This is a genomic window from Agrobacterium sp. 10T429, assembly GCF_056393925.1.
In genome coordinates this window covers 121,709-146,127 of record NZ_JBFTGV010000002.1, presented here as the reverse complement: position 1 = coordinate 146,127, position 24,419 = coordinate 121,709, and the positions used below count along the sequence as shown (strand labels likewise).

General features: G+C 56.9%; 26 protein-coding genes and 1 tRNA gene. 10 read left to right on the top strand and 17 right to left on the bottom strand.

The features are described 5' to 3' along the window. Positions 1 to 31 precede the first annotated feature (31 nt). The 4 genes from AC1DCP_RS05715 to pcsA form a co-directional block, all read right to left on the bottom strand. The gene (locus AC1DCP_RS05715) at positions 32 to 952 is read right to left on the bottom strand and encodes an ABC transporter permease (RefSeq protein ID WP_019566110.1); all 921 of its coding nucleotides are present in this window, start codon (positions 950 to 952) and stop codon (positions 32 to 34) included. Beyond that, a complete protein-coding gene (locus AC1DCP_RS05710) occupies positions 952 to 2,043 on the bottom strand; it encodes an ABC transporter permease (protein WP_065687273.1) in 1,092 nt (363 codons plus the stop codon). Before AC1DCP_RS05710 ends, AC1DCP_RS05715 begins: the two co-directional genes overlap by 1 nt. Beyond that, the gene (locus AC1DCP_RS05705) at positions 2,033 to 3,589 is read right to left on the bottom strand and encodes an ABC transporter ATP-binding protein (protein ID WP_013636337.1); all 1,557 of its coding nucleotides are present in this window, start codon (positions 3,587 to 3,589) and stop codon (positions 2,033 to 2,035) included. Before AC1DCP_RS05705 ends, AC1DCP_RS05710 begins: the two co-directional genes overlap by 11 nt. 212 nt (positions 3,590 to 3,801) lie before the next feature. Then, positions 3,802 to 4,527: a phosphatidylcholine synthase gene (pcsA, locus tag AC1DCP_RS05700; RefSeq protein ID WP_041694542.1), complete on the bottom strand. Its 726-nt coding sequence runs from the start codon at positions 4,525 to 4,527 to the stop codon at positions 3,802 to 3,804. A gap of 209 nt (positions 4,528 to 4,736) precedes the next feature. Between pcsA and AC1DCP_RS05695 the strand changes: the two genes are divergently transcribed. Then, complete coding sequence (locus AC1DCP_RS05695) at positions 4,737 to 5,945, top strand: UbiH/UbiF family hydroxylase (protein ID WP_065687272.1); 1,209 nt, start codon at positions 4,737 to 4,739, stop codon at positions 5,943 to 5,945. On the opposite strand, the gene AC1DCP_RS05690 is transcribed toward AC1DCP_RS05695, so the two are convergent. Then, complete coding sequence (locus AC1DCP_RS05690) at positions 5,929 to 6,867, bottom strand: AEC family transporter (RefSeq protein WP_025593716.1); 939 nt, start codon at positions 6,865 to 6,867, stop codon at positions 5,929 to 5,931. The genes AC1DCP_RS05695 and AC1DCP_RS05690 overlap by 17 nt on opposite strands. A 35-nt stretch (positions 6,868 to 6,902) precedes the next feature. Next, positions 6,903 to 7,649: a cytochrome c biogenesis CcdA family protein gene (locus tag AC1DCP_RS05685; RefSeq protein WP_025593718.1), complete on the bottom strand. Its 747-nt coding sequence runs from the start codon at positions 7,647 to 7,649 to the stop codon at positions 6,903 to 6,905. A gap of 341 nt (positions 7,650 to 7,990) precedes the next feature. Between AC1DCP_RS05685 and AC1DCP_RS05680 the strand changes: the two genes are divergently transcribed. From AC1DCP_RS05680 to AC1DCP_RS05665, 4 genes are all read left to right on the top strand, one after another. Further along, positions 7,991 to 8,066 (top strand) — tRNA-Lys (locus AC1DCP_RS05680). Between the two features lie 310 nt (positions 8,067 to 8,376). After that, positions 8,377 to 8,958: a DUF1003 domain-containing protein gene (locus AC1DCP_RS05675; RefSeq protein WP_019567118.1), complete on the top strand. Its 582-nt coding sequence runs from the start codon at positions 8,377 to 8,379 to the stop codon at positions 8,956 to 8,958. 236 nt (positions 8,959 to 9,194) lie between these two features. Next, a complete protein-coding gene (locus AC1DCP_RS05670; RefSeq protein WP_155846286.1) occupies positions 9,195 to 9,482 on the top strand; it encodes a hypothetical protein in 288 nt (95 codons plus the stop codon). Positions 9,483 to 9,515: 33 nt separating this feature from the next. Beyond that, the gene (locus AC1DCP_RS05665; RefSeq protein WP_236735593.1) at positions 9,516 to 9,995 is read left to right on the top strand and encodes a pyridoxamine 5'-phosphate oxidase family protein; all 480 of its coding nucleotides are present in this window, start codon (positions 9,516 to 9,518) and stop codon (positions 9,993 to 9,995) included. An 11-nt stretch (positions 9,996 to 10,006) separates the two neighbouring features. Here AC1DCP_RS05665 and AC1DCP_RS05660 read toward each other — a convergent pair whose 3' ends face one another. The 3 genes from AC1DCP_RS05660 to AC1DCP_RS05650 form a co-directional block, all read right to left on the bottom strand. Continuing rightward, on the bottom strand, positions 10,007 to 10,750 hold the full coding sequence (locus tag AC1DCP_RS05660; RefSeq protein ID WP_112152885.1) for a glycosyltransferase family 25 protein: 744 nt from the start codon (positions 10,748 to 10,750) through the stop codon (positions 10,007 to 10,009). A gap of 143 nt (positions 10,751 to 10,893) precedes the next feature. After that, positions 10,894 to 12,150 (bottom strand): YcbK family protein, encoded by a 1,257-nt coding sequence (locus tag AC1DCP_RS05655; protein ID WP_162696065.1) that lies wholly within the window; start codon positions 12,148 to 12,150, stop codon positions 10,894 to 10,896. Positions 12,151 to 12,307: 157 nt separating this feature from the next. Next, on the bottom strand, positions 12,308 to 12,748 hold the full coding sequence (locus AC1DCP_RS05650) for a VOC family protein (RefSeq protein ID WP_065659292.1): 441 nt from the start codon (positions 12,746 to 12,748) through the stop codon (positions 12,308 to 12,310). 190 nt (positions 12,749 to 12,938) lie between these two features. Here AC1DCP_RS05650 and AC1DCP_RS05645 point away from each other — a divergent pair, with 190 nt between their 5' ends. Together AC1DCP_RS05645 and AC1DCP_RS05640 are read left to right on the top strand one after the other, a co-directional pair. Beyond that, entirely contained in the window at positions 12,939 to 13,517 is a 579-nt protein-coding gene (locus AC1DCP_RS05645; protein WP_112152886.1) for a cold-shock protein, read from the top strand. After that, a complete protein-coding gene (locus AC1DCP_RS05640) occupies positions 13,517 to 14,002 on the top strand; it encodes a DUF192 domain-containing protein (protein WP_162696067.1) in 486 nt (161 codons plus the stop codon). The genes AC1DCP_RS05645 and AC1DCP_RS05640 overlap by 1 nt, the downstream gene beginning before the upstream one ends. A gap of 59 nt (positions 14,003 to 14,061) precedes the next feature. On the opposite strand, the gene AC1DCP_RS05635 is transcribed toward AC1DCP_RS05640, so the two are convergent. After that, positions 14,062 to 14,310, bottom strand: coding sequence for a BON domain-containing protein (locus AC1DCP_RS05635; RefSeq protein WP_003515953.1), 249 nt, complete (start codon positions 14,308 to 14,310; stop codon positions 14,062 to 14,064). Positions 14,311 to 14,521: 211 nt separating this feature from the next. Between AC1DCP_RS05635 and AC1DCP_RS05630 the strand changes: the two genes are divergently transcribed. Both AC1DCP_RS05630 and AC1DCP_RS05625 read left to right on the top strand, forming a co-directional pair. After that, the gene (locus tag AC1DCP_RS05630) at positions 14,522 to 14,791 is read left to right on the top strand and encodes a DUF982 domain-containing protein (RefSeq protein ID WP_003515956.1); all 270 of its coding nucleotides are present in this window, start codon (positions 14,522 to 14,524) and stop codon (positions 14,789 to 14,791) included. Positions 14,792 to 15,374: 583 nt separating this feature from the next. Then, positions 15,375 to 16,517, top strand: a complete 1,143-nt coding sequence (locus tag AC1DCP_RS05625; protein ID WP_065687267.1) for a ceramide glucosyltransferase — start codon at positions 15,375 to 15,377, stop codon at positions 16,515 to 16,517. Positions 16,518 to 16,754: 237 nt separating this feature from the next. On the opposite strand, the gene AC1DCP_RS05620 is transcribed toward AC1DCP_RS05625, so the two are convergent. From AC1DCP_RS05620 to AC1DCP_RS05595, 6 genes are all read right to left on the bottom strand, one after another. Continuing rightward, the gene (locus AC1DCP_RS05620; protein WP_476774180.1) at positions 16,755 to 17,462 is read right to left on the bottom strand and encodes a hypothetical protein; all 708 of its coding nucleotides are present in this window, start codon (positions 17,460 to 17,462) and stop codon (positions 16,755 to 16,757) included. A 25-nt stretch (positions 17,463 to 17,487) separates the two neighbouring features. After that, positions 17,488 to 17,820, bottom strand: coding sequence for a hypothetical protein (locus AC1DCP_RS05615; RefSeq protein ID WP_476774179.1), 333 nt, complete (start codon positions 17,818 to 17,820; stop codon positions 17,488 to 17,490). A gap of 254 nt (positions 17,821 to 18,074) precedes the next feature. Next, entirely contained in the window at positions 18,075 to 18,215 is a 141-nt protein-coding gene (locus AC1DCP_RS05610) for a hypothetical protein (protein WP_476774178.1), read from the bottom strand. Between the two features lie 365 nt (positions 18,216 to 18,580). Continuing rightward, positions 18,581 to 18,877, bottom strand: a complete 297-nt coding sequence (locus AC1DCP_RS05605) for a DUF2293 domain-containing protein (RefSeq protein WP_476774177.1) — start codon at positions 18,875 to 18,877, stop codon at positions 18,581 to 18,583. Positions 18,878 to 19,768: 891 nt separating this feature from the next. Then, the gene (locus AC1DCP_RS05600; RefSeq protein ID WP_476774176.1) at positions 19,769 to 20,356 is read right to left on the bottom strand and encodes a hypothetical protein; all 588 of its coding nucleotides are present in this window, start codon (positions 20,354 to 20,356) and stop codon (positions 19,769 to 19,771) included. A 59-nt stretch (positions 20,357 to 20,415) separates the two neighbouring features. Further along, positions 20,416 to 20,838: a hypothetical protein gene (locus AC1DCP_RS05595; protein ID WP_476774175.1), complete on the bottom strand. Its 423-nt coding sequence runs from the start codon at positions 20,836 to 20,838 to the stop codon at positions 20,416 to 20,418. 446 nt (positions 20,839 to 21,284) lie between these two features. Between AC1DCP_RS05595 and AC1DCP_RS05590 the strand changes: the two genes are divergently transcribed. Then, positions 21,285 to 21,737, top strand: a complete 453-nt coding sequence (locus AC1DCP_RS05590; protein ID WP_476774174.1) for a hypothetical protein — start codon at positions 21,285 to 21,287, stop codon at positions 21,735 to 21,737. A 3-nt stretch (positions 21,738 to 21,740) separates the two neighbouring features. On the opposite strand, the gene AC1DCP_RS05585 is transcribed toward AC1DCP_RS05590, so the two are convergent. Beyond that, complete coding sequence (locus AC1DCP_RS05585; protein WP_476774173.1) at positions 21,741 to 24,413, bottom strand: hypothetical protein; 2,673 nt, start codon at positions 24,411 to 24,413, stop codon at positions 21,741 to 21,743. Positions 24,414 to 24,419 lie beyond the last annotated feature (6 nt).

Sequence of the window (24,419 nt, the reverse complement as noted above, 5' to 3'; positions counted from 1 at the left end):
CCCTGTTTGGTTTGGAGACTGGAAGTTTTTCTCACCGGTCCGGCACGAAGGATTTGCCCAGTGATGCCGGCGTGTTGATCAAGGTCGTGCGGCGATTATGCGAGATGATGACCAGCACGACAATAGTTGCGATATAGGGCAGCGCCGAAAGCAGTTGCGACGGCACGCCAATGCCGAATGCCTGGGCGTGCAACTGCCCGATGGTGACAGCGCCGAACAGATAACCGCCCGCGAGCACCCGCCATGGACGCCAGGACGCGAAGACGACGAGCGCCAATGCGATCCAGCCACGCCCGGCCGACATGTTTTCCACCCATTGCGGCGTATAGACCAGCGAAAGCTGCGCGCCGGCAAGCCCCGCGCACGCACCGCCGAACATGACAGCCAGATAGCGTGTGCGGATGACGTTTATGCCAAGCGCATGGGCAGAACCGTGATTGTCGCCGATGGCGCGGATCTTGAGACCCGTGCGGCTCTTGAACAGAAACCAGCTTATGCCGGCAACGAGCGCGATGGACATGTAGAAGATCAGGTCTTGCCGGAACAGCAAGGGGCCGATGAAGGGTATCTCCGACAGCACCGGAAAGACGATGGGCTGCAGCTTGACGCCCGGCAGGCCAACGAAGCTTTCGCCCAGCATGCCTGAAACGCCAAGACCGAGAATGGTCAGCGCAAGTCCCGTCGCCACCTGGTTGGTAACGAGCGTCAACGTCAGGAAACCGAAGAGCAGCGAGAAAACCGCGCCCGACGCGATACCGGCCAGAATGCCGAGATAGGGCGAACCGGTCATATGCGCAGCAGCGAAAGCGCAGACCGCACCCATGATCATCATGCCCTCGACGCCGAGATTGAGGACGCCGGAGCGTTCCGCCACCAGCTCGCCCGAGGCGGCAAGGACGAGCGGTGTGGCGGCAGTGATGACCGTGAGAAGGATGGCCTGAAGCATATCCATCATGCCGCTCCTTGGCTGTTATGCGCCTTGCCGGTGAAGACGATCCTGATGCGGTAAAAGATCAACGTATCGCAGGAGAGTACGAAGAACAGCATCAGCCCCTGAAACACACGCGTCACCTTGTCAGACACACCGATGGAAAGCTGCGCCGCCTCACCACCAAGATAGGTCAGTGCAAGCACCAGCCCGGAGAGGATGATACCGAGCGGATTGAGGCGGCCGAGAAAGGCGACGATGATGGCGGTGAAGCCGTAACCCGGAGAAATGCTGGGCTGAAGATGGCCGATGGAGCCGGAGGCTTCCGAAATGCCCGCAAGCCCGGCAAGCGCGCCGGAAAGCAGCATCGAAAACCAGACCATGCGGCTCGATGAGAAACCGGCAAAACGCCCTGCCCGCGCCGATTGGCCAAGAACCGTGACCTCGAAGCCTTTCAGCATGTAACGCATCATGAACCACAGCGCGATGGCCGCCACGATGGCAAACACGAAACCCCAATGCGCCCGGCCCGATGCCAGCATTTCCGGCAGCACTGCGCTCTCGTTGAAGGGTTTCGTCTGCGGGAAGTTATAGCCGCCCGGATCGCGCCAGATGCCGCGCGTCAGCCAGTCGAGAAAAAGCTGCGCGACATAGACCAGCATCAGGCTGACGAGGATTTCGTTGGTGTTGAACTTCGTCTTCAACAGCGCCGGAATACCGGCATAGAGTGCGCCACCGATGGCGCCCATAACCAGCATCAACGGCAGGATGAGTGGCGAATGCCAATCCGGATAAAGCACCGGCAGGATGGAACCGGTGATCGCGCCAATGGTGAATTGTCCTTCCGCGCCGATATTCCAGTTGTTGGAGCGATAACAGATAGACAGGCCAACCGCGATCAGGATCAGCGGTGCGGCCTTGATCGCCAGCTCATGCAGCGACCAGACCTCCAGCAGTGGCTCGATGAAAAAGGCGTAAAGCGCATCGAGTGGATTTTTGCCGAGTATGGCGAACATGATGGCGCCGACAAGCAGCGTCAGCACCAGTGCCAGAAGCGGCGAGAGAAGGGTAAATAGCTTCGAGATCCCTGCCCGTTTTTCAAGCTCAATGCGCATGCTGGGCGGCTCCTAACTGTGTGTGGACGCCGCCCATCAGCAGGCCGATCTTTTCAAGCGTCATGTCTTCCACCGGATAGGCCTGCGAAAGCTGCCCATCGGAAATGACCGCGATATTGGTGGCGACCTCGAAGATTTCATCGAGGTCCTGGCTGATGACGATGACGGCCGAGCCGGCTTTGGCGAGATCGACCAGCGCCTGCCGGATACGGCTCGCCGCCCCCGCATCCACACCCCATGTCGGCTGGTTGACAACAAGTACGGCCGGTTGACGATCGAGTTCGCGCCCGACGATGAATTTTTGCAGATTGCCGCCCGACAGCGATCCCGCCAGCGGATCGGCCCCGCTTTTGCGCACATCCATGGTTTCCGATATGCGCCGCGCCGCCGCCTTGATAGCTGAGCCCCTGACGATGCGCAGGAAACCGCCCGTCAGAAACGCCTTGCGGTCGGAGCGCGCCCGCGCCAGCAGAAGATTGTCGGAAAGGCTCATGCCGGGAACGGCGGCATGGCCGTGGCGCTCCTCGGGTACGAAACCGGCGCCCATCAGCCGCCGGCCATTGATGCCGATGCGACCGACCGGCTTGCCGCGGAGATGGATCGCATCATTATTATAGACGGGATATTCGCCCGAAAGCGCATCGAACAACTCGCCCTGCCCGTTTCCGGCAACCCCGGCAATCGCCAGCACTTCGCCGGCGCGCACAGTCATGGAAACCGCTTTCAACGCCACGGCAAAGGGCGTGCGTGGCGCAACGGAAAGCCCCATGACTTCGATCTGCGGTTGACCGAGGGCGTCGCCCGTCGGTCGCGAAACGCTTGCGACATCGCTGCCCACCATCATGCGCGCCAGAGATGCCGGTGTTTCCTTGCGCGGATCGCAGGCGCCCGTAACCTTGCCATGGCGCAGAACGGTGGCGCGGTCACAGATACGCTGCACCTCTTCCAGCCGGTGGCTGATATAAAGCACCGAACGGCCTTCGGCCTTCAGCTTCGCCAGCGTCTCGAACAGCTTGTCCGCCTCCTGCGGCGTCAAAACCGAGGTCGGCTCGTCGAGAATGATAAGGCGCGGGTTCTGCAACAGGGCGCGCACGATCTCGATACGCTGCCGCTCGCCAACCGAAAGATCGGCGACATGCGCATTGGGATCGAGAGGCAGGCCATAGGCGCGCGAAAGCTGTTCCGCTTCCTTGGCGATTTCCTTCAATGAAATTTTCGGGTCCAGCGACAGGGCGATGTTTTCAGCAACCGTCAACGCCTCAAACAGGGAGAAATGCTGGAACACCATGCCGATGCCGAGCCTGCGTGCCTCGCTTGGCGAACCTATGGAAACCGGCTGACCCTGCCAGACGATATCACCCTCGCTCGGCGAGAGCACGCCGAACAGCATCTTGACGAGCGTGGACTTGCCCGCGCCGTTTTCACCCAGAAGCGCGTGGATTTCGCCCGGCGCTATATCGAGGTCGATGCCGTTGCATGCGGCGAAATTGCCGAACAGCTTGGTCAGCTTGCGAACGGACAGGAGAGGCACGGCCTCCGGCGCCATAGTTCCAGTCACGAATTCCCTCTCTACACCGGCTACCCATGCTTTCTTCGAAGCATTTCAGCAACCGTGGTCATTGTTCCCAATCAGGCTACAACACGTATGCAATGCTGCGCGATCATGATTTATTGATAACTGTTTTGCTGCTGCGCACAACTGAAAAAGACGTTGCTTAAATGCAATTTGCACAAGCAATAAACGGCTTTACGCTTTTCTTATTTCGCGCCGAGCGCGGGGAAAAACTGCAATATTCCGCCGATGCAATAGAGATAAAGCCCGCTCGCCACAAAGCCGATCACCGCCCAGGACGGCATTTCGAAATGCATCAGCAACGCATAACCGCCAAGCGCGCACCAGACGAACACGATTGCCAGATTAAGCGGCCGCAATCGCTTCACGCGCACCGGATGCAGGAAATTGATCGGCAGGAATGTCAGGAACACCGAGATGGTAACGACCGTCATGGCTGTTGTGGCGCTGGCATCCATGACGAACAGCGTGAACACCACCATGTTCCACACCACCGGAAAGCCGGAGAAGAAATATTCGTCCGTCTTCATGCCCATGTCGGCATAATAGATGGCGCTCGACACCACGATCATACCAGCCGCAACGAAGGACAGCGGCTCGCCGATCATGCCGCTCTGGTAAAGCGCAAAGGCGGGCAAGAGCACATAGGTGACATAGTCGATGATATTGTCGAGCGTATCGCCGGACCAGTTAGGCAGAACTTCCTTCACCCGAACCTTGCGGGCGATGGGTCCGTCAATGCCATCCACCAGCAGCGCAAGCCCCAGCCACCAGAACATGTCGACAAAGCGGTGTTCGGAAGCGGCGACGACGCCAAGAAAAGCCAGAAACGACCCGGATGCCGTCAAAATATGAACGGAAAAGGCGCGGATTTCCGCGTAGGGAACACGCTTGTAGTTGAAAATTTTCATGGTCAGCGTCTGCGCCCCGCTTTTCATCCGCCCTGTTCATTCCGGTATGCGGCCATTCACCACGCTTTGCAACCGGCTGATCTGGCTTATCCTAGGACTAATATAGCGGTACAACCAACGAATGTTTACGCCGGGATGTTCCGGGGTCAAAGTGGATTTACCCGCGCAAAGCCTTTATGATGCCTTGGAAATAACAACGGATCAGGACCATGAGACACTTCGATATCGCCATCACTGGTGCGGGACTTGCGGGCCAGATTGCGGCCATAGCGCTTGCGCGGGCGGGCCGCCACGTGGCGCTTGTTGCGCCCCCCAGCGAAAAGAAGGACCGGCGCACGACGGCGCTGATGGACCAGTCGATCCGCTTCATGGACCGCCTTGGCCTCTGGTCGCGCATAGCCCCTGCCGCAGCCCGTCTTTCCACCATGCAGATCATTGACGGCACCGACCGCCTGCTGCGCGCGCCCACCGTGCAGTTCCGCTCCTCTGAAATCGGGCTGGATGCATTCGGCTGGAATATTCCCAATGAGGCGCTGCTTGGCGTGCTTAGCGAAGCGGTCGAACAGGAACACAATATTACCCGCTTCGAAACCACCGCCGAGACGATTGATATCGGCAACGACCGTGTATCGGTAACACTTGGCGATGGTGAAGCGCTCTCCGCAGATTTTCTGATCGGCGCGGATGGCAGGAAGTCGATGGTGCGGGATGCAGCCGCAATTGGCGTCAAATCCTGGTCCTATCCGCAGACGGCCATCGTTTTGAACTTCAGCCATAGCCGGCCGCACGGCAATGTCTCGACAGAATTCCATACACCCACGGGACCTTTCACGCAGGTTCCCCTGCCCGGCGACCGCTCCAGCCTCGTCTGGGTTGTCACTCCAGCGCAAGCGGAAGAGCTGATGGCACTGCCGCTTGAAGCGCTCAGCCTCAGGGTGGAGGAGCGCATGCAATCCATGCTCGGCGCCGTTACGGTGGAAGACAGCGTGCAGGCATGGCCGCTGTCTTCCATGACCGCGCATCGCTTCGGCAAGGGCCGCGTCGCCCTGATCGGCGAGGCTGCACATGGTTTCCCGCCCATCGGCGCACAGGGTCTGAACCTCAGCCTGCGCGACATCATCGCCCTCACCGAACTGCTCGGCGCCGTCTCCGACCGCCCGATTGCGGCGGATGCCGGCAGCAGCTTCGACCGCAAGCGGCGGGCGGATGTCTACACCCGCACCCTCAGCGTCGATCTCCTCAACCGGTCGCTGCTTTCCGATCTACTGCCGGTGCAGATGGCGCGTGCGGCTGGTCTGCATGTGCTATCCGGCATCGGCACGCTCAGAAGCATAGTCATGCGCGAAGGCATCGAGCCGGGGCGCGGGCTGAAGGCCCTGCCCTCGCTGCTGTTCGGCAGCTTCAAAAAGGCTGGATGAAATAAACCACGCCCGTCAGCGTGAAGACCGAAAGCACCGTCGAGATCAGGATCGTCGCCGACGCCCTCTCCTGCCAGACGTGATATTGCTGACCGATGACGAAGACATTTGTCGCGGTCGGCAAGCCCGCAAGCAGCACGGCGGAATATATCCATACCGGTTCGAACCGCCCGAGCGACGAGAGCACAAGATAAGCGGCAAGCGGATGCAGGATAAGCTTTGCCGGGACGATATAGCTGATTTCGACCGGCACCCGCTTCATTGGCCTCAGCGCCAGCGTGACACCCATGGCAAACAGAGCGCATGGTGCTGCCGATTGCGCCAGATAATCCACCAGCCGCTGCACCGCCTCCGGCGGCTGCCATGACAGCGAAGCGGCCAGAAAACCGGCGATTACCGACACGATGAACGGGTGAGTAATGACCTTGCGCGCCACATCCAGCGCAAGCCTTGCTACAGAGCGCTTGTCACCGCCCGCAACCGCCATCATTGCCGGTGCGACGATGAAATGAGCGGCGTTTTCGAGACAGACGATCAGCGCGACGGGCACTGCCGCTTTCTCACCGAGCGCCAAAAGCGCAAGCCCCGGACCCATATAACCAATATTGCCGTAGCTTGCCGCGAAACTCTGGATCGTCGTTTCGGCGAGATTGTTCTTTCTCACGAACCGGCCGATCAGGAACACAGCCAAGAAAATGCCGTAGGTGCAGGCAAGACTGGCGGCAACGAAATCCATGCGCGTCAGTTCTTCCACCGGCGTTTTCGACACCAGCTTGAAAAACAGCGCCGGAAGCGCCGCATAGATGATGAAGGTGTTCAGCCAGCCCATCGCCTCGACCGGCTGTTTCGTTATGCGCGCCGCGCCGTAGCCGATGAAGATCAGGCCGAAAAACGGCAAAAGCAATCCGACGATATCGGCCACAGTCTTTCCCCCGCGTATGAAATACGCGGGGAGGCTTAGCCGATTTTCATCAGGATCGGAAAGGTCTCCTGGAACCAGATCGCCACATTGGTGATGAAACCGGTCATGAAAGCGAGGCCGGTGAGCACCAGCAACACACCCATCAGCTTTTCCACAAGACCGAGATGGCGGCGGAAACGGACGAGGAAACGCATGAAGGAACCGGAAAAGGCTGCAGCAATCCAGAATGGCACCGCAAGGCCAAGCGAATAGACCGCAAGCAGCATCGCGCCATCGCCAACCGTGTCACGCGAGGCGGCAACGCCGAGGATCGCGCCGAGGACAGGACCGATGCAGGGCGTCCAGCCGAAGGCAAAGGCAAGGCCCATGACATAGGCGCCGGAAAGCGTGGCCGGTTTGCCCGCCCCCTGAAACCGCGCCTCACGCGAAAACAGGCCAATGCGGAAAACACCGAGAAAGTTAAGGCCCATCAGGATGATGATGAAACCGCCAATCTTGGCGAGAATATCGAGGTTCTGGCGCAACAGCGTGCCGATCGTCGAAGCACCGGCACCCAGCGCCACGAAGACCGTGGCAAAACCGAGCGTGAAGAAGAAAGCCGAAAACAGCACGGCCCGGCGGATTTCAGGCCGCGGCGCGGTATTCTCCGTCCTGAACTGCTCCACCGAAACACCGGCCATATAGCAGAGGTAAGGCGGCACCAACGGCAGGACGCAGGGCGACAGAAATGACAGGGCACCGGCCAGAAGCGCGCTGAACAGGGAAATATCGGCAATCGACAAGAAAGAACTCCGCATTGACGCATGTCTCCCAAAAGCGGGAATCGGTTTTGGGATAACGTCACGCGCAAAAAGATCAGCAAGGCACGTCGCGATTCCCGAGATTCGCCGCGTTTCACGCTCTCATTTTGGCGCATGCCATTGCCGCAAAACGATTTCACCCGTTTGCCAGACATGTCTGACGCCGCTTTTATCCCCAGCCGCCCCCTCTCTCCAATCACCTTTTCGGGGGTGCGACAAAAAAAAACGGATTGATTGTAGAAAGCGCTTTTTTTGGGTTGACCGAACGGATCGCTCTACCTATGTTCCGCGCACTTCCGAAGGGCATCCCAGCCCCGACACGGGAGAGCGTAGCTCAGCCGGTAGAGCAACTGACTTTTAATCAGTAGGTCCAGGGTTCGAATCCCTGCGCTCTCACCACCTTCATCAAAGATATCAGTAAGTTAAGACGCATAATGCTCATCGATATGTTCGCTGGCGGTAACGATATGCGCTTGCGCCGCGTGACATGAAGTTGCGTCCCGACAGACCTCGTCCCTGAAACTGCCCCCCAGAAGAACGCAAATCGCCGCCCTCCCCGACACGCCGTCCCCTGGCTCGCGAACCGGCCGATAAGGCCGCTCAATGCAAAGCATGGTACGATGGCGTGTGCTAATACCTGATCCGTGTAGGGGCGGCCTTCGGTCCGGAGTCGGTTGTCGGATTGGCGCGAGCCAAGGGAGAAAGAACAATGGCAACCCATATCGAAGACGACAGTGACATCCTCATACCTCAGGACCTGGCGCAGGGAGCGAGCCGTTATCTGGGGAAACCGCTTGAGCTGCTGCCAGACAGGGAAAAAGCAATATTTCGTCGTCTTGCAGCAAGGCGCACCATCTCGACTGACGCGAATGCGGTTTTCGACGAGAGACTGACGCCCGGCCAGCGGCTTGCGGATGCGGTTGCCAAATTCGGTGGTTCCTGGACCTTTATCCTTATATTTGCGGCTTTGCTTGCGATATGGCTGAGCGCAAACATTATCGCGACTTCGAACGCCTTCGATCCCTACCCGTTCATTTTCCTCAATCTCATCTTATCCATGCTCGCAGCGGTTCAGGCGCCGGTGATCATGATGAGCCAGAACCGCCATGCGGCCAAGGATCGGATCGACGCCGCACATGACTACGAGGTCAATCTGAAGGCAGAGATCGAAATCATGGCGCTGCACGATAAGTTCGATCGGATGCGCTCTATCGAGCTGAAAGCTCTCGTCGATAAACAGCAGCAGCAGATCGACCTTTTGACAAAACTCGTGCTGAAACAAACAGGCTAGAAAATTTACGTCAGAATACGGAAAATCGCGCCCGCGCGCCGATTCCATGTGCAACGGAACGCGCTTTGTGTGCCGGTCGTACAGTAGCAGCTGCAGCACTTCATGGATGGTTTCCAGACAAGCTATGTGCTTGCGCATCCCTCATATAGAGCGCAGAATAAATCAATGGCAGCATTTGAAGCGGGCGCTGTTGTGTAAAGGTGCATCTGCCTTGGCCCCAACCAAAGGAGGACGAAATGTCTTCCATCAATCGAAAACGAAATGTCGATCCAGATCGTGCGCCACTGCTCGTCAAGGCGATCGACAGGCTTGAAAAAGGTGCTGCAACGTTATGCGGTTCGTCGAAATTCGACGCGTGCAGGCCAGTTCTGATCGCCGCCATTCGACGTGGTTCCGGCAGGCGTAAACCAATCCCGGCTGCGTCGGCTCCTCACCATAAGAACCGGGACATATTTCAGTCTACCCAAAAATCCGGAAGCCCGGCTGTCGAGAGATGGGAAAATGAAGGCGGCGCGATCAGATGATCGTTGTCACCTGCCCAGAACGGAGTGATCATCATGGCGTCAAGTGTCCATCTAGAAGAAATGACATCGGCGGAATGCATCGCATTCCTTTCCCGGATGAGCTTCGGGCATCTTGCCTGTATCGATCATGACAGGCCCTATGTGGTGCCGATCCATTTCGTGTTTCACGAGGGTGGAGTCTACAGCTTCTCGATGATGGGAGCCAAGATAGAGAATATGCGCCTGAACCCTCATGTTTGCCTTCAGGTTGATGAGGTCAAAAACACCAGCACATGGACAAGCGTAATTCTCCATGGCCTCTATCAGGAGCTTGAAGATAACGAGCAATGGCAAAGCGAGCGGATCTACGCCTGGTCTCTGATCCAGAAACACCCGAACTGGTGGGAGCCGGGAGGCTCAACGATCCATCCGCACGAAAATGGAACGGACTCCACCAAGCCGATTTTCTTCAGCATCCAAAAAGAAAGCCTCACGGGCCGCAAAGCGGTCCAGAGGGAAGATTTCGTGCGTTAAGCGGCCTCCCTCTACAGATAGGCGTACACATACCGCGCAATATTGTCATAAAAACTGGAGAGATAGGCTGGCACCCGGTTCAACCGGGCAAATTTGCTGCCGCGATATTCCGCGCGCGTGCCGACCAGCGTGTCCGGATCGCCGAAAGGCAGAAAATCCTTTTCGGTGACGTAGACATGCGTGCCGTAACCCCAGCCGCATTCCAGCGCCCGGTCGAAAGGCAGCGTCATCACCCTTGCCGCTTTCAGAAACTCCTCCGCTCCACCGCGTGAGATGATATAGCAGGCCGACGATCCCTGTGGCCCGTATATGCAGCGCCCCAGCTTGTCTCCGAGAGCGCTGGTCTTCCTGGCTCTGAAACCTCTGTGGCGGTGATTGGTCAGCTTTACGATGGAATTCTCAGGCATGATCGCGATCATTGCCTTGACCCGATCGGAGAAGTCAGGCGTGAAGGCAACATCATCCTCAACGATCACGGCAACCGGCGCATCCGTGGCGAGGAAAATCTCCAGTGCCTTGATATGGCTGGCATAACAGCCATACTCCCCAGGCAAGGCATGACGGCCGTTGCGAAGCTCAAAGCCGCGCCTGTTAAAATCCGTCCATTCGGCAGCGGGAATGGTCTTACCGTCAACACCTTCCACCGGGCGCAAATCCAGCCCAAGACCTGATGCTCCGTTCAGCATCTTTTCAAGACGGGCGCGCGCTCTGGCGATGGAGATGATGTAAACGGGAAAAGCGGATATCGGCAGCATTCGGAAAGCACCATGCGCATAGGGTCGGGAAACCGTCTCCTACAGCATGTGGCGCACCCTGTCTGCATGCCGTGATTTCCACGCCGGCAAAATTTCGGGCGAGCAACGCGCAAGCTTTGATGGTTCGAGAATGCGGCGCGAGATTATTTACGCGGGGCGGTGCGGCGGCAGCGCCAGTTCCAGTCTCTGGCTTCGCCCGTATCCATGTGAACCGATTCGGTGTGGCAATAGGTGCCTACACCACCACGTTGAGGCATCGAGCGCAGATAGGACGCAAGCTCCCATTTGGAAACGCCCTTGATCTGGATGTCGGCTGCATCGCAGGTGTAGTGCTTGGAACCCTGCCTTATGCCCTTTGGCGGGCGATAACCCGAGGTGACGATGGCCGGGCTGTTGTAGTGGCGCTCGACATCCTTGATCATGCGCACCAGTTCCGGCTTGAAACAACCGACTTCAACATGATCGGTCTGCAGGAAAAGCCCGTTCGGAGAAACTCGAGTGAGGCCGGAGAGCGAGGCAAGCTTCATCAGGCCGGCCGGCTGGTCATCCTCGTCTTCAAGATGCGCATCGTCGAATTCGTCAGACATCATCGAACGGCCGGAAAGCGCTATACCCATCGTCCTGTCCGACCCGCCGGAAAGCGCGGCAACCTGCGTATTCTCCGCCGTACCGTTTTCGATCATTTTCGGAAGGCGCTTCTTGGCCGCACCGGCGAAGAAAGCTGCCAGCGGCACGACTGTGCCCTCACTTTCCTGCCCCTCGCCTGCCCGTTTTCCGGCTCCAGAAGACTGTGCTGAAGCAGCTGCGAGCTGTTCCGACGCATTTTGCGGCGCTGGTACGGGAACCGCCTGACGGTTTTCGCTGTGCTGTTCTGCCGGTACCGGCACGGCAGTCGGCGCTTGTCCTGTTGCGGATACCGGTTGCGGCTGTGTCGCCTGCACCGGTGCCGAGTAGACGCTGCTGACGGCGGGCGCGATTCCCTGGGAAGGTGCACCCGCTGCGGCTGTAGCCCCCGCCGCAACGGCAGGTCTGCTTGAATATATGCTTGATGTACCCGCGGAAATCGCCGTCGGCTGCGTCGTCAGGCCGCCGATATCGGCGGCGGCACCGTAACCCTGTGCGGGGCCACCGGGCGCCTGCGGCTGGGCCGCAACGGCCCCGCCGGTTGCGGAGGCCACGGCGGGATCCACGTAATGCCCCTGCTGCTGTTTGGCGGCCGGATTATGAACCGCCGATGCCGCCTGCGCCTTCTGCTCGGCGGAAATCGCCGGCTTTTTGCTGTTGGCAGCCATGTCGTCATCCGTCACCGCTGAAACGCATCCGGCAAGCCCGAGCAACGAAACCGCGACAACAAGACGCTGACAGGCAACGCGTCCTTTCGCGCTATCGACAGCTTTCATGGGTGGCCTCCGTATCTTGCATTTACAACAGCAGCACGGGAACGGAATCGTCTGCTTTTTCAAAACAGGACATGCCGTTTCGATTCGCGGACTATGCCTCAACCCATCCGGACAAGGCAAGAGTGACCGAAATCGTCGCTTCTGGTCGGGAAAACCCCTACCAGGAACCCGTATTCTGCATAGATATCCACGGTTCGGCTGGCGCGAGGCTTTCGCCCTTCTGCAAGATTTCGAAAGAAATACCGTCGGGCGAACGAACGAAGGCCATGTGACCGTCACGCGGCGGCCGGTTGATCACGACGCCATTTTGCTGAAGGTGTGCACAGAAGTCATAAATATTGTCGACCTCATAGGCCAGGTGCCCGAAATTGCGGCCGCCGGTGTAATCTTCGGTGTCCCAATTGTAGGTGAGTTCAAGGGAAGGCGCCTTTTTTTCCCGCGCCGCAGAGACATCGTCGCGCGCTGCAAGAAAAACCAGAGTGAAACGGCCTTTTTCGTTTTCGATCCGGCGTATTTCCTCGAGACCCATCAGGTCGCAATAGAATTTCATTGATTCGCCAAGGTCTTTGACGCGAACCATCGTGTGCAGATACCGCATTTTCTTCCTCTCCAATACGCTTTTCCGGGCCATAAACGCATGATCGCAAGCCCCGGACAAGGGCGGCGACATAAAAGCAGCTACGCAAATCAAAAACTAGGGCTTGCGTGGAACCGTTACCAAGATGTTAATCTGGTACACAGGAATCAGTTGACCGGTGTGTGGCGCGTAATCGAGGGGTTGGCAGGATATGGCTGATAGGATGTCATCGAAAACGATAGTCGATGTCGAGGACCTTTCGGCCGATGCCGTGGACCTGACCGAAATCACCGGCGCGGTGAAATGGTTCGACGTTGCCAAGGGTTTCGGCTTTATCGTGCCTGACAACGGCATGCAGGACGTGCTGCTGCATGTCTCCTGCCTGCGCCGCGATGGGTATCAGACCATTCTCGAGGGTACACGCATCGTTGCCCTCATCCAGCGGCGTGACCGCGGCTTTCAGGCCTTCCGCATCCTGTCGATGGATCAGTCCACCGCCGTTCACCCGTCGCAGCTGCCGCCGGTGCGCACCCATGTGCAGGTTACGCCGTCAAGCGGGCTTGAGCGTGCAATCGTCAAGTGGTTCAACCGCACCAAGGGTTTCGGCTTCTTGACGCGCGGCGAAGGCACGGAAGATATTTTCGTGCATATGGAGACGCTGCGCCGTTTCGGCCTCACGGAACTGCGTCCGGGCCAGGTGGTGCTGGTGCGCTTTGGCGATGGCGACAAGGGTTTGATGGCGGCGGAAATCCACCCCGACAACCCGACCCCGATCGGGATGTCGCACTGATGGCCGCTGTGTTTCGCAACTTGATGAAGAGCGCCGTTCTGGCGCTTCTTTTTTTCACGCTCTCAAGCGCAGCACAGGCTCAACAGCAGCAGACGTTTCAATCCGAACCGCTGACGATAGAGACCGCCTCCGGAGAAACCCACGAATTTGTTGCGGAACTGGCGCTGGACAACGCCCAGCGCGAACAGGGCCTTATGTTTCGCAAGTCCATGCCGCTTGGAAGCGGTATGCTGTTCGATTTCGGCAAGGAGCGGGACGTGGCCATGTGGATGAGGAATACTCTCATTCCGCTCGACATGGTGTTTATCGCCCGGGACGGGCGCATAACCCATATCCACGAAAACGCCGTGCCACATTCAGAAGCGATCATCAGCTCCCGTGGGTCGGTCAAATTCGTGCTTGAACTGAATGGCGGCACTGCCAAACGCTACGGCATCAAACCGGGCGATGTGGTTCGCAGTGCACAAATCGGCAACCGGAAATGACATTGCCGCGTTACTGCGTCTGAAAAGGCCGAACGACGTTTCGCCCGGCCGGCAAGATCTCAGTAGACCGGCTCGATATGGCTCAAAATCCGGCAATTGGAAATAGATGCGGCAAGATTGATGGCAATGTCGATTGCCTCGACCGAATCCGCCGTCCCTTCGAGATAGATCACGTCATTTTCGACGGTTGCGGAAATCCGCGACTTCTCGAGACCGTTTTCGAAAGCCAATGCAGAGGTGATGGCCTCGCATACACCCGCCATGCGGTCTCCAAAGAAGCTTTCCTGAATGCCTGACAAATTGAACATGTGCGTTCTCCTTCTTGGCTATTACAACGCCCGAATCACGGTTTTGTTCATCTCCGGTTCATCAATTCGTTCATCTTCCATTCATCTTGGCAAATTGGAACCCCCTGCCCGATCACATTTTAGGTGATCGGGAACCATTTCGTGAGGTGAGCATTTCGCGCATGGGAGTGAAATCTGCCGTCAAGGCGCATGAAACAGGGAGGAGAATGACATGCTGATTAACAAAACGGAGCCGTGTCACCACGCCTCGTGGATGAAGCCGGTGGCTATCCACCTGCCGCTATCCGCAGCGGTGGAAATCTACAGCCCTCTGGTGGCGCTGGACATGCTGATGTACCGCTGGCCGGACGAACACGGACCGGAATATGAGGACGCGCGCAGGAACTGTCTCGATGCTATCGCCGGAAAATGCGACATCGAAAAAGCGCGGGAATCGTTTCTGGTCGCAAGCAGCCACGCGCATATTCTGAACATCCACTAGGTCGTCACGCGGAAGGCTTTGTGAATATTATAGACTAAATATCAGACACTTACGGTGATGACAATCGGATGAGCGGCAAGTCGATCTGCAGTCATCAACTCACCTCCAGAGGTCAAAACAACGGGCAATCCACCTGCGTGGATCGCCCGTTTGATTGAAGCCTGAGCTTCGTCCTATTCAAATGGCCGGGCGCACAGGGATCGGGAGGTTGCTGTGAGATACACCGTCTTAATTTTCCCCATGCACCGGCAGTCAATACTCGGATAGATTTCTGTCTTACAATCGGTGTTTCGACGTGACTATTCCTGATAGCGCGACACGCCCGCTTCGTCGTTATGGCATTCAACCAGGCAAACGACCGTCTCCCCTAGCGAAGAGGTAGTCTGCAAAAACCGTTCACGCTTTCTCGGTAACAAACGCGGCATCGACCCGTGCGCCAGGGGCGCATGAACGACCGAAGTCGGATCCTGCCTGCGGAACATGACATGTAACTGTCATGCAAACGTTATAATCCGCAATGACGAATTCCATGGAATCGGTTGGCGGGTAAACCGCTGAAAGCTTGGGAGTGGAACTGGCCAGCATGGAAACTGTTTTTGCCCTTTGCGCAATTCTGCTCCTCGCCTTCAATCTTCTCGGCGTCGTTCTGGCAGGCTGGCGGCTGAAAAGATGCGATACGGACAACGCACTTGTCCGGCAGAAACCGCCGGTATCACTGGTGGTGCCGCTGCGCGGCATCGAAACTTTCACACCGCTGACGCTGTCGCGCGCCTTCCAGCTCAACTGGCCGGACTATGAGCTTCTGTTCTGCGTCGCCGACGAGTTCGATCCCGTGATCGAGGAAGTGCGCAAGGCAAGCGCGGCCTTCCCCGCAGTTTCAGCGCAATTGCTCATCGGCGATGATCGCATCAGCGCCAATCCCAAACTGAACAATTGCGTCAAGGGCTGGCGTGCTGCTCGGCACGAATGGGTCATTCTGGCCGATTCCAATGTTTTGATGCCGCAATCCTATATCGAAACCATGATGTCGGCCTGGCGGCCGGATAGCGGACTGGTCTGCTCGCCACCGCTCGGCTCCCGGCCGGATGGCTTCTGGGCGCATGTGGAATGCGCCTTCCTCAACGGCTCGCAAGGCCGCTGGCAATATGCGGCGGAAGCCATCGGCATGGGCTTCGCGCAGGGCAAATCGATGTTGTGGAACAAGCCGTTCCTGGAAGAGCGCGGCGGCATCCGCGCGCTCGCCGCCGAAATCGCCGAAGATGCCGCTTCCACGAAGCTGGTCAGAAATGCCGGTCGCAAGGTACACCTGGTGTCGGCCCCGTTCGAGCAGCCGCTCGGACAGCGCCATGCCGGTGAGATATGGTCGCGGCAGACCCGCTGGGCGCGGCTGCGGCGCGTCACCTTCCCGCAATATTTCGCCCCGGAAATCCTCACCGGCGCGCTTCCCCCGCTCCTCTTCGCACTCGCTGCCGCCGCTGCCGCCGATGTGAACCTTGCCGTCACCGCGATTGCCGTACTCGCCATCATGTATGGCCCGGAACTGGCGCTCGCAGCTCTCAACCGGTGGCCGGTATCACTCTATACCCTTCCGGCAATGGTCGCGCGGGATGTCATCATGCCATTCGTCTGGGTACGCAGCTGGATCGGCAGCGCGGTTGCATGGCGCGGCAATGTCATGACGATCGGCACGGCCGAAAGCACATTGGCCGGACCTTCAGCGGACTGAACGGAAGCTATTATTTGAAAGGGTTACACCGACAAGCGAATGTTTCGCTTTAAATGGTCGGAGTGGAGAGATTCGAAATCGACTATGTCGTTGAATTTCAACACTTATTTCCAGCACTTTGTAGGCTTGTAATGCACTCTTGTTTGTAACGAACAGGCTTCGATCATCCGCTATTTGTTTTGGTTGAGCAACATAAATTTTCAGTTTTATATTTAGACGATAAACCGGAGGAGACACCTAAGAGGTCGTGAACATTGCTATAACCAGAGCGATCAATTTCTGGATCGCCATCTTAGCTGTTTCGTCTGCAACTTTTTTTCCTAGCCAATTCAGCGAAGGAAGAAGGACGCGTAGAACTAGTCCGCCGTCCGCCTGATCCGCTTTAATAAGCGCTCGGCCTGCCTCAAGTTCAGCCAATCGTTGACTTGCTTCAGGTCCGTTAAATTCGATCAGCGCGTTGTTTCCGCGCAAGTCTTTGATGGTTATGGCCATTTGCTCATCAAGCTCACGGAAAGCAATGGAAAGCGGATCGAGTTTTATGATATTGTGAGACTGAACAGGTCCACTCGTTATTCCTACAAGTGCGTTGCCATCCTCGCTAGACAGCGCTTGGCCATTCTCATCTACGGTGCTGAAAATTCCTCGTTCTGCCTGTATCAATTCATGAAGATGAGTCCCTTGAGCCAGCGCAATTTCTTCAGCTCGCTCGATACCCTTCCCGGTTAAAGAATATGATCCTTCACCGCTCAATAGCCTCATCCCCTTCAGCAGACCATCAGCGGCGAGAATTTCAACAGCTTCATATATCCAGCTTCCCGGGTGGCTTGCCCTAACTAAAGCGGCTGCCTCCGCCGGATCCTTGTTGACGCTAGTATCCGCCCCAACTGACACGGCAAAGTTTAGCAGAACAAGTTCTTTGAACTCACGAAAACTGATGCTGATCATGCCTAGAATGCCTTTAATTTGAAGCTTAAAATGTAGATTCCGGGAGACAGGTTATCGAACCGAAGCCAGTCTTCTCGTTATATGTTCCCAAGGCTTCAGCGACAGCCTTCAGTTCCACTTTCTGGCTGTCGCACCCACGTTTTGAAAGTCCTCGCGCTGCTTCTTTCTCGTCACTTCCAATTGCGTGAATCAGCCGGTAGGTCTCAGTTGATACCCCGGAACCTTGAGTGGACGACGCATCACTCGGACGCGAGTTTGGCGGCGTCATCTTTGACAATGCAAAAATTGCGACGAAGATTATCGCAATGCCTAAGAAGACCCTCCCGAATCCGGGCTTCTTCTCATGGTAATCTGTCATGTGCCTGTCTCCCCACACCCGCATCACCCTTCGCACATTTCACGGCCTCACAAGCCGCGCGCGTGCAAGTTATTCTAACAGTGAAATCCGCCGGGTTTCCCCGGCGGACTCCTATTATCGATTACCCTTCTTTTCATCTTGTGAAAGAACGGAAGCGGCTAGCTTCTTTGCATCCGCCGGGGACGCCTTTTTGCTGCCATTGAGGATTTTTGCAGCAAGGCTGGACGTAGATGATGAAGATTGCTTTTTCGCCATCACGCACCGCCCGCCGGAACTTCGGCAAACCGCGTCCCGTTTTTGATCTCGCTAACTCGCCCTTGGTTGATACCGAAAATAGCCGCGATATCGTGCTGGTTAAGGTTATCGAGAAGGTAGCGTTTGATCTTCGCTGCCATGTCTGGAGTCACCTTCGGCGACCGTCTGCGTTTAGTCATGTTGTTGCCTTTCGCAACGAACCGACTTGTTCAGCATCGCAAATCACTATAGGGCTGGTCTTGTTCAAGGAGTGGCCTCATAGAGTCTGCTTGCCTGCCGCGTCGGCTTTCTGAGTGTGCGGCCCACGGGTGCCTAAAGCGGGACTATCCCGCTCGGGCGCTCGACGGCGATTCGCGTCGAACAATCTCAAACTAGCTGAACTCGAGGCTGCAAAAAAGCTGTCAAGCACGCTACACACAGGAATCTTGGTTTAGAGCTACATTTCCTGTGGACCCAGTGTGGATAACTTGGAAAGCACTTTTAGGGGCTAGACTTAGCAAGCGAATCAAAGATCGCAGAAACTTGGCTTTTGCTGCCATTTCGATATCATCGCATCAATCTTCGGCTGCACGCGCCGCCTAGCCTCTAGTCGGTCAACGCCCTCAAGAAGCATCTGGTCGTAGTCTGTCATGAGGTGGCGCAAGCTGGTTTGCATGGTGATGCCGACTACTTTGCCCAATGAAGCACCGTGCCAATCCCTATCCACGATCTCGCCGACAAAGAACGCCGTCGCGAAATCAGGGCAACCGGGATGCTTCTTTCGAATGTGTTTCTCTACCGCTTGGGCGCTGAAGCGTGTCATGGCGCACCCCGCATCCGATTTTGAACGGCGTAGTAGATTGCGCTGGCGAAGTAGTGTGGCACATGGCACATATCGCGCTCATCCCATTCTTTTCGCGTCATTGCCCTAGCCTCGTCCATTGCTTCGGCGACGAGAAGGCCAATTATCCCGATCATGAGGTCGTCTGCTTCCTCTGCGGGTAGTCCGTGGTATTTGCTCGGCATCACATACCTTCGAAAAGAGAACGGCCCGCACAAGGCGGGCCGGTTGCTAATCTTTTAGTTCTTGAGCTACGATCCCTCTGAGAATGTCCAACGCAAGGACTTCGTTGACCTTATCGTTGTCACTCGCCTGTGCGCGTTTTTCGTGATGACCATACCGAACTACTATCATTCGGCCCTCACGCTCCCATGTAGCAACGAGTTTGCCGAAGGTGGAGTGGTCAAGCGAGACTGTCCTCATCACGCTGCCTCCACATCAAGGACGACAGACAAAGGTGAGCAAGTCTTAGGCCACACGCCGAGATCGCCTACGGCTTCAATGATCCGAGTGCGCAGGTCGTCTGGCGCGGCTGGTTCGAAATCCCTTGCGATGTCCTCAAGGCGGTCAATCACCGCGAAGTAAATCTCATTCTCAAAGTATGCGGATGGTTGCATTTTGATTTTAATCCCTTGCCCATGATTGAGCTACACCTTCATGATTCAGGCGATGTGATTTGGCAAGCAGAAATTCCTTCCAAGTTATTGATTTATATATGTAAATATATAAATCAGGAAATCAGTATTTCAGTATTAGGAGATACGAAAAAGCCCCCACGCTCTCAATCGCAGGGGCTTTTTCTATCCACGTATCGCCGGGACCAAAACCGCCGATATGTTCCTTATAGCGACCATGAGGCCGGGATGCAGACGATTATCCGAACATTCCGTAAGTTGGGTCTTGTTCCATTTCACGGCTGCCCTCAGCTTCCGGCGACCGGGACGCTAGGCGCGCCTCTACACGGACGGCAAGTGCTGCCGTAATTTGTTCTTCGCTCCAGCCCTTCGCAGCGCGTGCCTTCTTCCAATTCGCATCCGAACGTTGGTCCTTCTTCCGCTGCGCCTTCTGTTCGGGCGTCAGGTCCGTCAACCTCTCATTCGGTGCGCGTCGGCTCTGTCGTCGTGAGGCATTGTAAAGCTCCTTGCCCTCACCACCGCGCCAACTGTCGATGCCGCGACGCTTCCGCCACAAGTCATCGCTTCCACGCTTCACCTCGCTGTCGAGCCGCTCTTTCGCCTTTGCGACCCGAGCCTCAAGGATCACAAGCTGCTTCACTTCGGCCTGCGTGCGTTCAGGCAATGCCGCAATCACGTCACGCTTCTCTTCCGCATCACGCAATTCCGCACGGCGTCGGTCGTATGCCGTCAGCTTCACCGGTTCGTAAATTACCTCGCACGTCGGCTCATCATCGTTCATTAAATGTTGACGATCTTCGTAATTTGAGCTATCCATTGTGAACAATCAGTCATCGGGTTGTGAGCATCAAAACCCCGGCGTTTTAAGCACGCGCCGGGGTTTTCTTATGAGGCAAGTTCGATGAGGTCAGCCAACTCAAGAGCAAGGTCGCGGGAGAGACTATGTTCTTCGCCTCCGAACGGAATTGACAGCTTGTAGCCAGCGCCACGACGCATGAACATGAAGCCGTGATCCATGTCGATGACGCCCGACTTCCCCGCGACCGCATCACGGATCACCTGCACGAGGTAGCGAGCGCTCGCGGTGCGCATCACCTTTGCCGGACCTTCATCAATCTGGATTGAAACGCCGTTTTCCACCTTCGTGATGATGATGCCGGGAATCTGGGCCGGGATAGTTCCAGCCAGCACTTCCTTTCGGATCATGTGTGCGATGGTATCGGCAACGGAAAGGTTCAGCTTCGCGCCAATGGCGCGAAGCTGTTCGAGGCGACGAGGCGGAACGCGAACGACATCTGACTTGATCATAAGTATCTCCTTGCTATTGGTTTATTGATAAACCAATAGCAAGCACTCGTCAACTGTGATGCTGAATCACCTACTCCCTAAAGGTTTGCCCGCTTCGCCCTCGCTTCCCCGGAAGGGATTTCCGTGAACTTTTGCACGTATGTTATATACCTCAAGAAATTATATTATCTAATATAAGAATATAGATGTAACGTGCAAAAGTTCACGCATGCTGACGAACCTTCCGGGGAAGGCAAGCGGACTCCCCGGCCAAGAATTTCGTGTTTCCGTCATAAAGACTCACACAGAAGCGTTCAGGGTTAGGCGCGCGCGATGAGACACGCCTGCCCACGAAACGCGCCTATGCTGCCCAGTGAGTCAAAGAACGTTGGTTACGAATACTTTGCCATGTTATCGAAACAACCAGACGCGTGCATGAAGGTCAGAAAGCGAATTGGGGGCAGAAAATGACCAGTATCAACCATGTGAAACAGACATTCATCGACGCATACGGTGGATTCGCTGACAGGCGGATCAAAAAGCTGGAGAGCGGCTCGTTCTTCCATGTCGATGGTCGTAGCTCCGGCGACTATGATGCGAGGAAACAGCTATTCCTTTGGTTTTGCACCGTGACCGCAAGAGTAAAATCGGGGGAGGAAGTCATCGTCAACGTCGGTTCGGCCATTCCGAAAAATGCCGCGGTCGAGAAATGGTTATTAGAAAATCAAGTGCTAAGCGAATACAACCTACCGGCTATCGTCATCAAGAAGGGTGAGCAGGGAAAGCTCGTTGAATTGGCTGGGCTTGTCGCCAGCGTTATCAAGAAGCCCTATCCTGTTAAAGCATACAAATATGTTGCGCCGAACACTGCATCGGCGCTCAACCATCTTAAGACGGTTCTGGATAAAGCTTGGGCCTAGCCGTTACCGGCTCCTCGTGTTCATGTAATTGCCCGGCTTGTTCTGCTTGCGCATTTCGTCGGCAATGACACCGCGAACGGTCGTTTCCATCTGCTTCGCCAGCTTCCCCGCAAGGTCGTTGTTCTGTTCCGGCGTCCCGGCACTGCCGTTGACGGTGATCGGCGCATTGATGGAAATCGCCTGCACCGCTGCATTGCCGTTTGCTGCCTTCGGATCCGGCGTGCGGATAGAGGGTGCATTGCCGACGAAACCACCTTCGGCAAATCCACCAAGCGCGCTGCGGTGCATATCCTCAAGATTGCCGACGCCGATCCGGCGCGTTGCCTTCTTGCTCATAACATACTCGCCTCGATGCACCACGCCAGCCGGTTCATGCTTCCCGCCATCGCCGGTGTAGCCACCGTCAGCGAAGCCAAAGAGAGCGCCGAACAAACCACCCAATGCAGGCGTCACACCATCTGCATTAGGCTTAGGGGCCGTGCCGAAGATACCCGCGAGCGGTCCCTTGCCGAGAAGCGCGGCCTGAAGCGTTGCATCGATCAAGCTGTTTAGCAGGCTGCGCACGGCACCGTTTAACGTCTGGGTGCCGGTCAGCAAGCCCGACAAGCTGCTGGTGAAACTCTCGGCGAAAAACTGCTGTGCGTCCTGCAATCCTTCCGACGACGCGACGACTTCCTTGTTCTGTCCGTCAAGCTGCTGGGTGAGCGTGATCTTCTCACGAATCTTCGCAAGTTCCTGATCGGTTAGCACGATGCCTGCACGCTTGGCTTCCTGCTGGGTCTGATACACGGCAAGTTCAATGCGCTGCTGTGATGCAGACATGCCGGAAATCGACTGCTCGAACCGGGCAAGGTCAAGACCTTCCTGCACTGACTGGTTCAAGCTCTTGCGGGCTGCGTCCTGCTGCTTGATGAGATCGGTCTTCGCCTTCTCGCTATCTGTCGGCGCAAGCGGCTGGGCGGCGGTCGGCGTGCCGTTATAGGCGTCCCGAATGGTGCCATCATCGACACGGCGCAAACCCTCCCATTCATTGCGAAGGCCAGCCGGATCATTGCCACGACGACGCATGAGGGCGCGGGCAAGTTCGTCCTGGGTATCCTGATCGTAGAGCCGATCACCGGACAAACCGAGTTCCTTAATAAGCCCCTCAAGGGTCGCGCCCGTGATCTGGTAGCGGCCAAGTGCGGACGAACCCTTGCCGTCGCCGTAGAGGGCGCGGTTCGCCGGATTGGCAAGCATGGTGCGCTGAAGGTCACGGACCTGATTAAGCGTCATCCCGACAAGGTTCTGTGCGCCGCCGGTCCACCGGCCATTATCGAGGGTTGAATTATAATCGCCACCGCTTTCAACAGAGGCGACCAGATCAAGGAAATTATCGTGCTTGCCGAACCGGGCGATGCTCTTGGCGCGGTTCGCAAGGTCGGTGGCGTTCATAACTTCGCCCATCGTGCGGGCGTTGCCGACGGCGCGCTGGTATGCGGCATCAATGCCGTCCGTTGTGGCAAGGCTATCCAGTTCTGCCTTCAGTTCCGGCACAAGCTTCTTCAGGTCGGCGAGCGCGGCCTTAAAGTTCGCGGTTGCGGTGACATTGCCGCCGAACGCGCCGGACAGGCTGTTGCTTGCTGACGACAATTCCTTGAGCGCCTGCTTGAATTCGTCACTGCCTCCCTTCGCCTCATCAATCTGGGCATCCACGGCGGACAAGGCGGCACGAAGCTGGCGAAGTTCGACTTCCTTCATCAAATTGAGCGGATTAGCTTCTGTATCGGCAATCTTACGGAGGATGCGGGCGCGCTGATCCTGAAGTCGCTTTAGCTGCTGTTCCGGCGTATTGTAGGCCGCAACAGCCTTGTCACGCGCACCGCCGGACGGGTCATTGATTGCACCGATGATGTGCGATGCGACGTTGACGCCTTCGATAGCTGCCTGCTTGGCATATATCGTGAAGTTCCGCCACATGGTGGAAAACTCGCGATCAATCTTCTTCGCGGCCTCAATCTGTTCGTCGGTGAAGGTCGCGGCCTCGCTACGCATCTTCTGGATTTCGGCGACGTTCATACCGAGAATCTTGCCAAGCTGCTCCTGACCTTCGCCACCAAAAATTTCGTCAAGGGCGCGTGTCTGTCCTGCGCGGTCGAGCTCCTGAATCTTGCCGATCAGTTCATCAAGGAAGGCATTCGGCTCCTGAAGCTTGCGGCCTACCTCTTCAGCGGTATAGCCGAAGCGAGTGAACCATTCCTGCGCACTACCCTTGCCGGTGCGGGCGAATTCGTCGCCGCGAATATTGAGTTCCTTGAGTGCGTCGGTCACGCCGTCGATGCTCATGCCAGTTGCGGTTGCAACGTATGACCACTGATGCCATACCTTCGCAGAGACACCAGCCTTGCGGGCCTCACGATCAACTTCGGCCACGCTGTCGGCGATCTGCTTGAGGGCGATAGCCGCACCACCGATACCGGCGACCATAGCGCCGCCGCGCATCAGCGGCGTGAACATGCTTTCGAGCTTCCCGGAGACGCCGCCAATCGACTTTTCCATGTTCTGGGCGGACTGCCGGGCGCGGCTTTCCATCTTCTTGAAGTTGTCGTTGGTCGCGTTGCGGGCGCGAGCCATGTCCTTTTCATACTTGTTCATGCGAGCCTCAAGGCTCACGACAAGGCGCTGTTCGTCGTTCATTGCGTG

What these genes read in the sequence shown, in the direction of transcription:
- AC1DCP_RS05715 (WP_019566110.1), bottom strand. Translation starts at nt 952, where the DNA reads ATGGATATGCTTCAGGCCATCCTTCTCACGGTCATCACTGCCGCCACA.
- AC1DCP_RS05710 (WP_065687273.1), bottom strand. Translation starts at nt 2,043, where the DNA reads ATGCGCATTGAGCTTGAAAAACGGGCAGGGATCTCGAAGCTATTTACC.
- AC1DCP_RS05705 (WP_013636337.1), bottom strand. Translation starts at nt 3,589, where the DNA reads ATGGCGCCGGAGGCCGTGCCTCTCCTGTCCGTTCGCAAGCTGACCAAG.
- pcsA (WP_041694542.1), bottom strand. Translation starts at nt 4,527, where the DNA reads ATGAAAATTTTCAACTACAAGCGTGTTCCCTACGCGGAAATCCGCGCC.
- AC1DCP_RS05695 (WP_065687272.1), top strand. Translation starts at nt 4,737, where the DNA reads ATGAGACACTTCGATATCGCCATCACTGGTGCGGGACTTGCGGGCCAG.
- AC1DCP_RS05675 (WP_019567118.1), top strand. Translation starts at nt 8,377, where the DNA reads ATGGCAACCCATATCGAAGACGACAGTGACATCCTCATACCTCAGGAC.
- AC1DCP_RS05670 (WP_155846286.1), top strand. Translation starts at nt 9,195, where the DNA reads ATGTCTTCCATCAATCGAAAACGAAATGTCGATCCAGATCGTGCGCCA.
- AC1DCP_RS05665 (WP_236735593.1), top strand. Translation starts at nt 9,516, where the DNA reads ATGGCGTCAAGTGTCCATCTAGAAGAAATGACATCGGCGGAATGCATC.
- AC1DCP_RS05660 (WP_112152885.1), bottom strand. Translation starts at nt 10,750, where the DNA reads ATGCTGCCGATATCCGCTTTTCCCGTTTACATCATCTCCATCGCCAGA.
- AC1DCP_RS05655 (WP_162696065.1), bottom strand. Translation starts at nt 12,150, where the DNA reads ATGAAAGCTGTCGATAGCGCGAAAGGACGCGTTGCCTGTCAGCGTCTT.
- AC1DCP_RS05650 (WP_065659292.1), bottom strand. Translation starts at nt 12,748, where the DNA reads ATGCGGTATCTGCACACGATGGTTCGCGTCAAAGACCTTGGCGAATCA.
- AC1DCP_RS05645 (WP_112152886.1), top strand. Translation starts at nt 12,939, where the DNA reads ATGGCTGATAGGATGTCATCGAAAACGATAGTCGATGTCGAGGACCTT.
- AC1DCP_RS05640 (WP_162696067.1), top strand. Translation starts at nt 13,517, where the DNA reads ATGGCCGCTGTGTTTCGCAACTTGATGAAGAGCGCCGTTCTGGCGCTT.
- AC1DCP_RS05635 (WP_003515953.1), bottom strand. Translation starts at nt 14,310, where the DNA reads ATGTTCAATTTGTCAGGCATTCAGGAAAGCTTCTTTGGAGACCGCATG.
- AC1DCP_RS05630 (WP_003515956.1), top strand. Translation starts at nt 14,522, where the DNA reads ATGCTGATTAACAAAACGGAGCCGTGTCACCACGCCTCGTGGATGAAG.
- AC1DCP_RS05625 (WP_065687267.1), top strand. Translation starts at nt 15,375, where the DNA reads ATGGAAACTGTTTTTGCCCTTTGCGCAATTCTGCTCCTCGCCTTCAAT.
- AC1DCP_RS05620 (WP_476774180.1), bottom strand. Translation starts at nt 17,462, where the DNA reads ATGATCAGCATCAGTTTTCGTGAGTTCAAAGAACTTGTTCTGCTAAAC.
- AC1DCP_RS05615 (WP_476774179.1), bottom strand. Translation starts at nt 17,820, where the DNA reads ATGACAGATTACCATGAGAAGAAGCCCGGATTCGGGAGGGTCTTCTTA.
- AC1DCP_RS05610 (WP_476774178.1), bottom strand. Translation starts at nt 18,215, where the DNA reads ATGGCAGCGAAGATCAAACGCTACCTTCTCGATAACCTTAACCAGCAC.
- AC1DCP_RS05605 (WP_476774177.1), bottom strand. Translation starts at nt 18,877, where the DNA reads ATGACACGCTTCAGCGCCCAAGCGGTAGAGAAACACATTCGAAAGAAG.
- AC1DCP_RS05595 (WP_476774175.1), bottom strand. Translation starts at nt 20,838, where the DNA reads ATGATCAAGTCAGATGTCGTTCGCGTTCCGCCTCGTCGCCTCGAACAG.
- AC1DCP_RS05590 (WP_476774174.1), top strand. Translation starts at nt 21,285, where the DNA reads ATGACCAGTATCAACCATGTGAAACAGACATTCATCGACGCATACGGT.
- AC1DCP_RS05585 (WP_476774173.1), bottom strand. Translation starts at nt 24,413, where the DNA reads ATGAACGACGAACAGCGCCTTGTCGTGAGCCTTGAGGCTCGCATGAAC.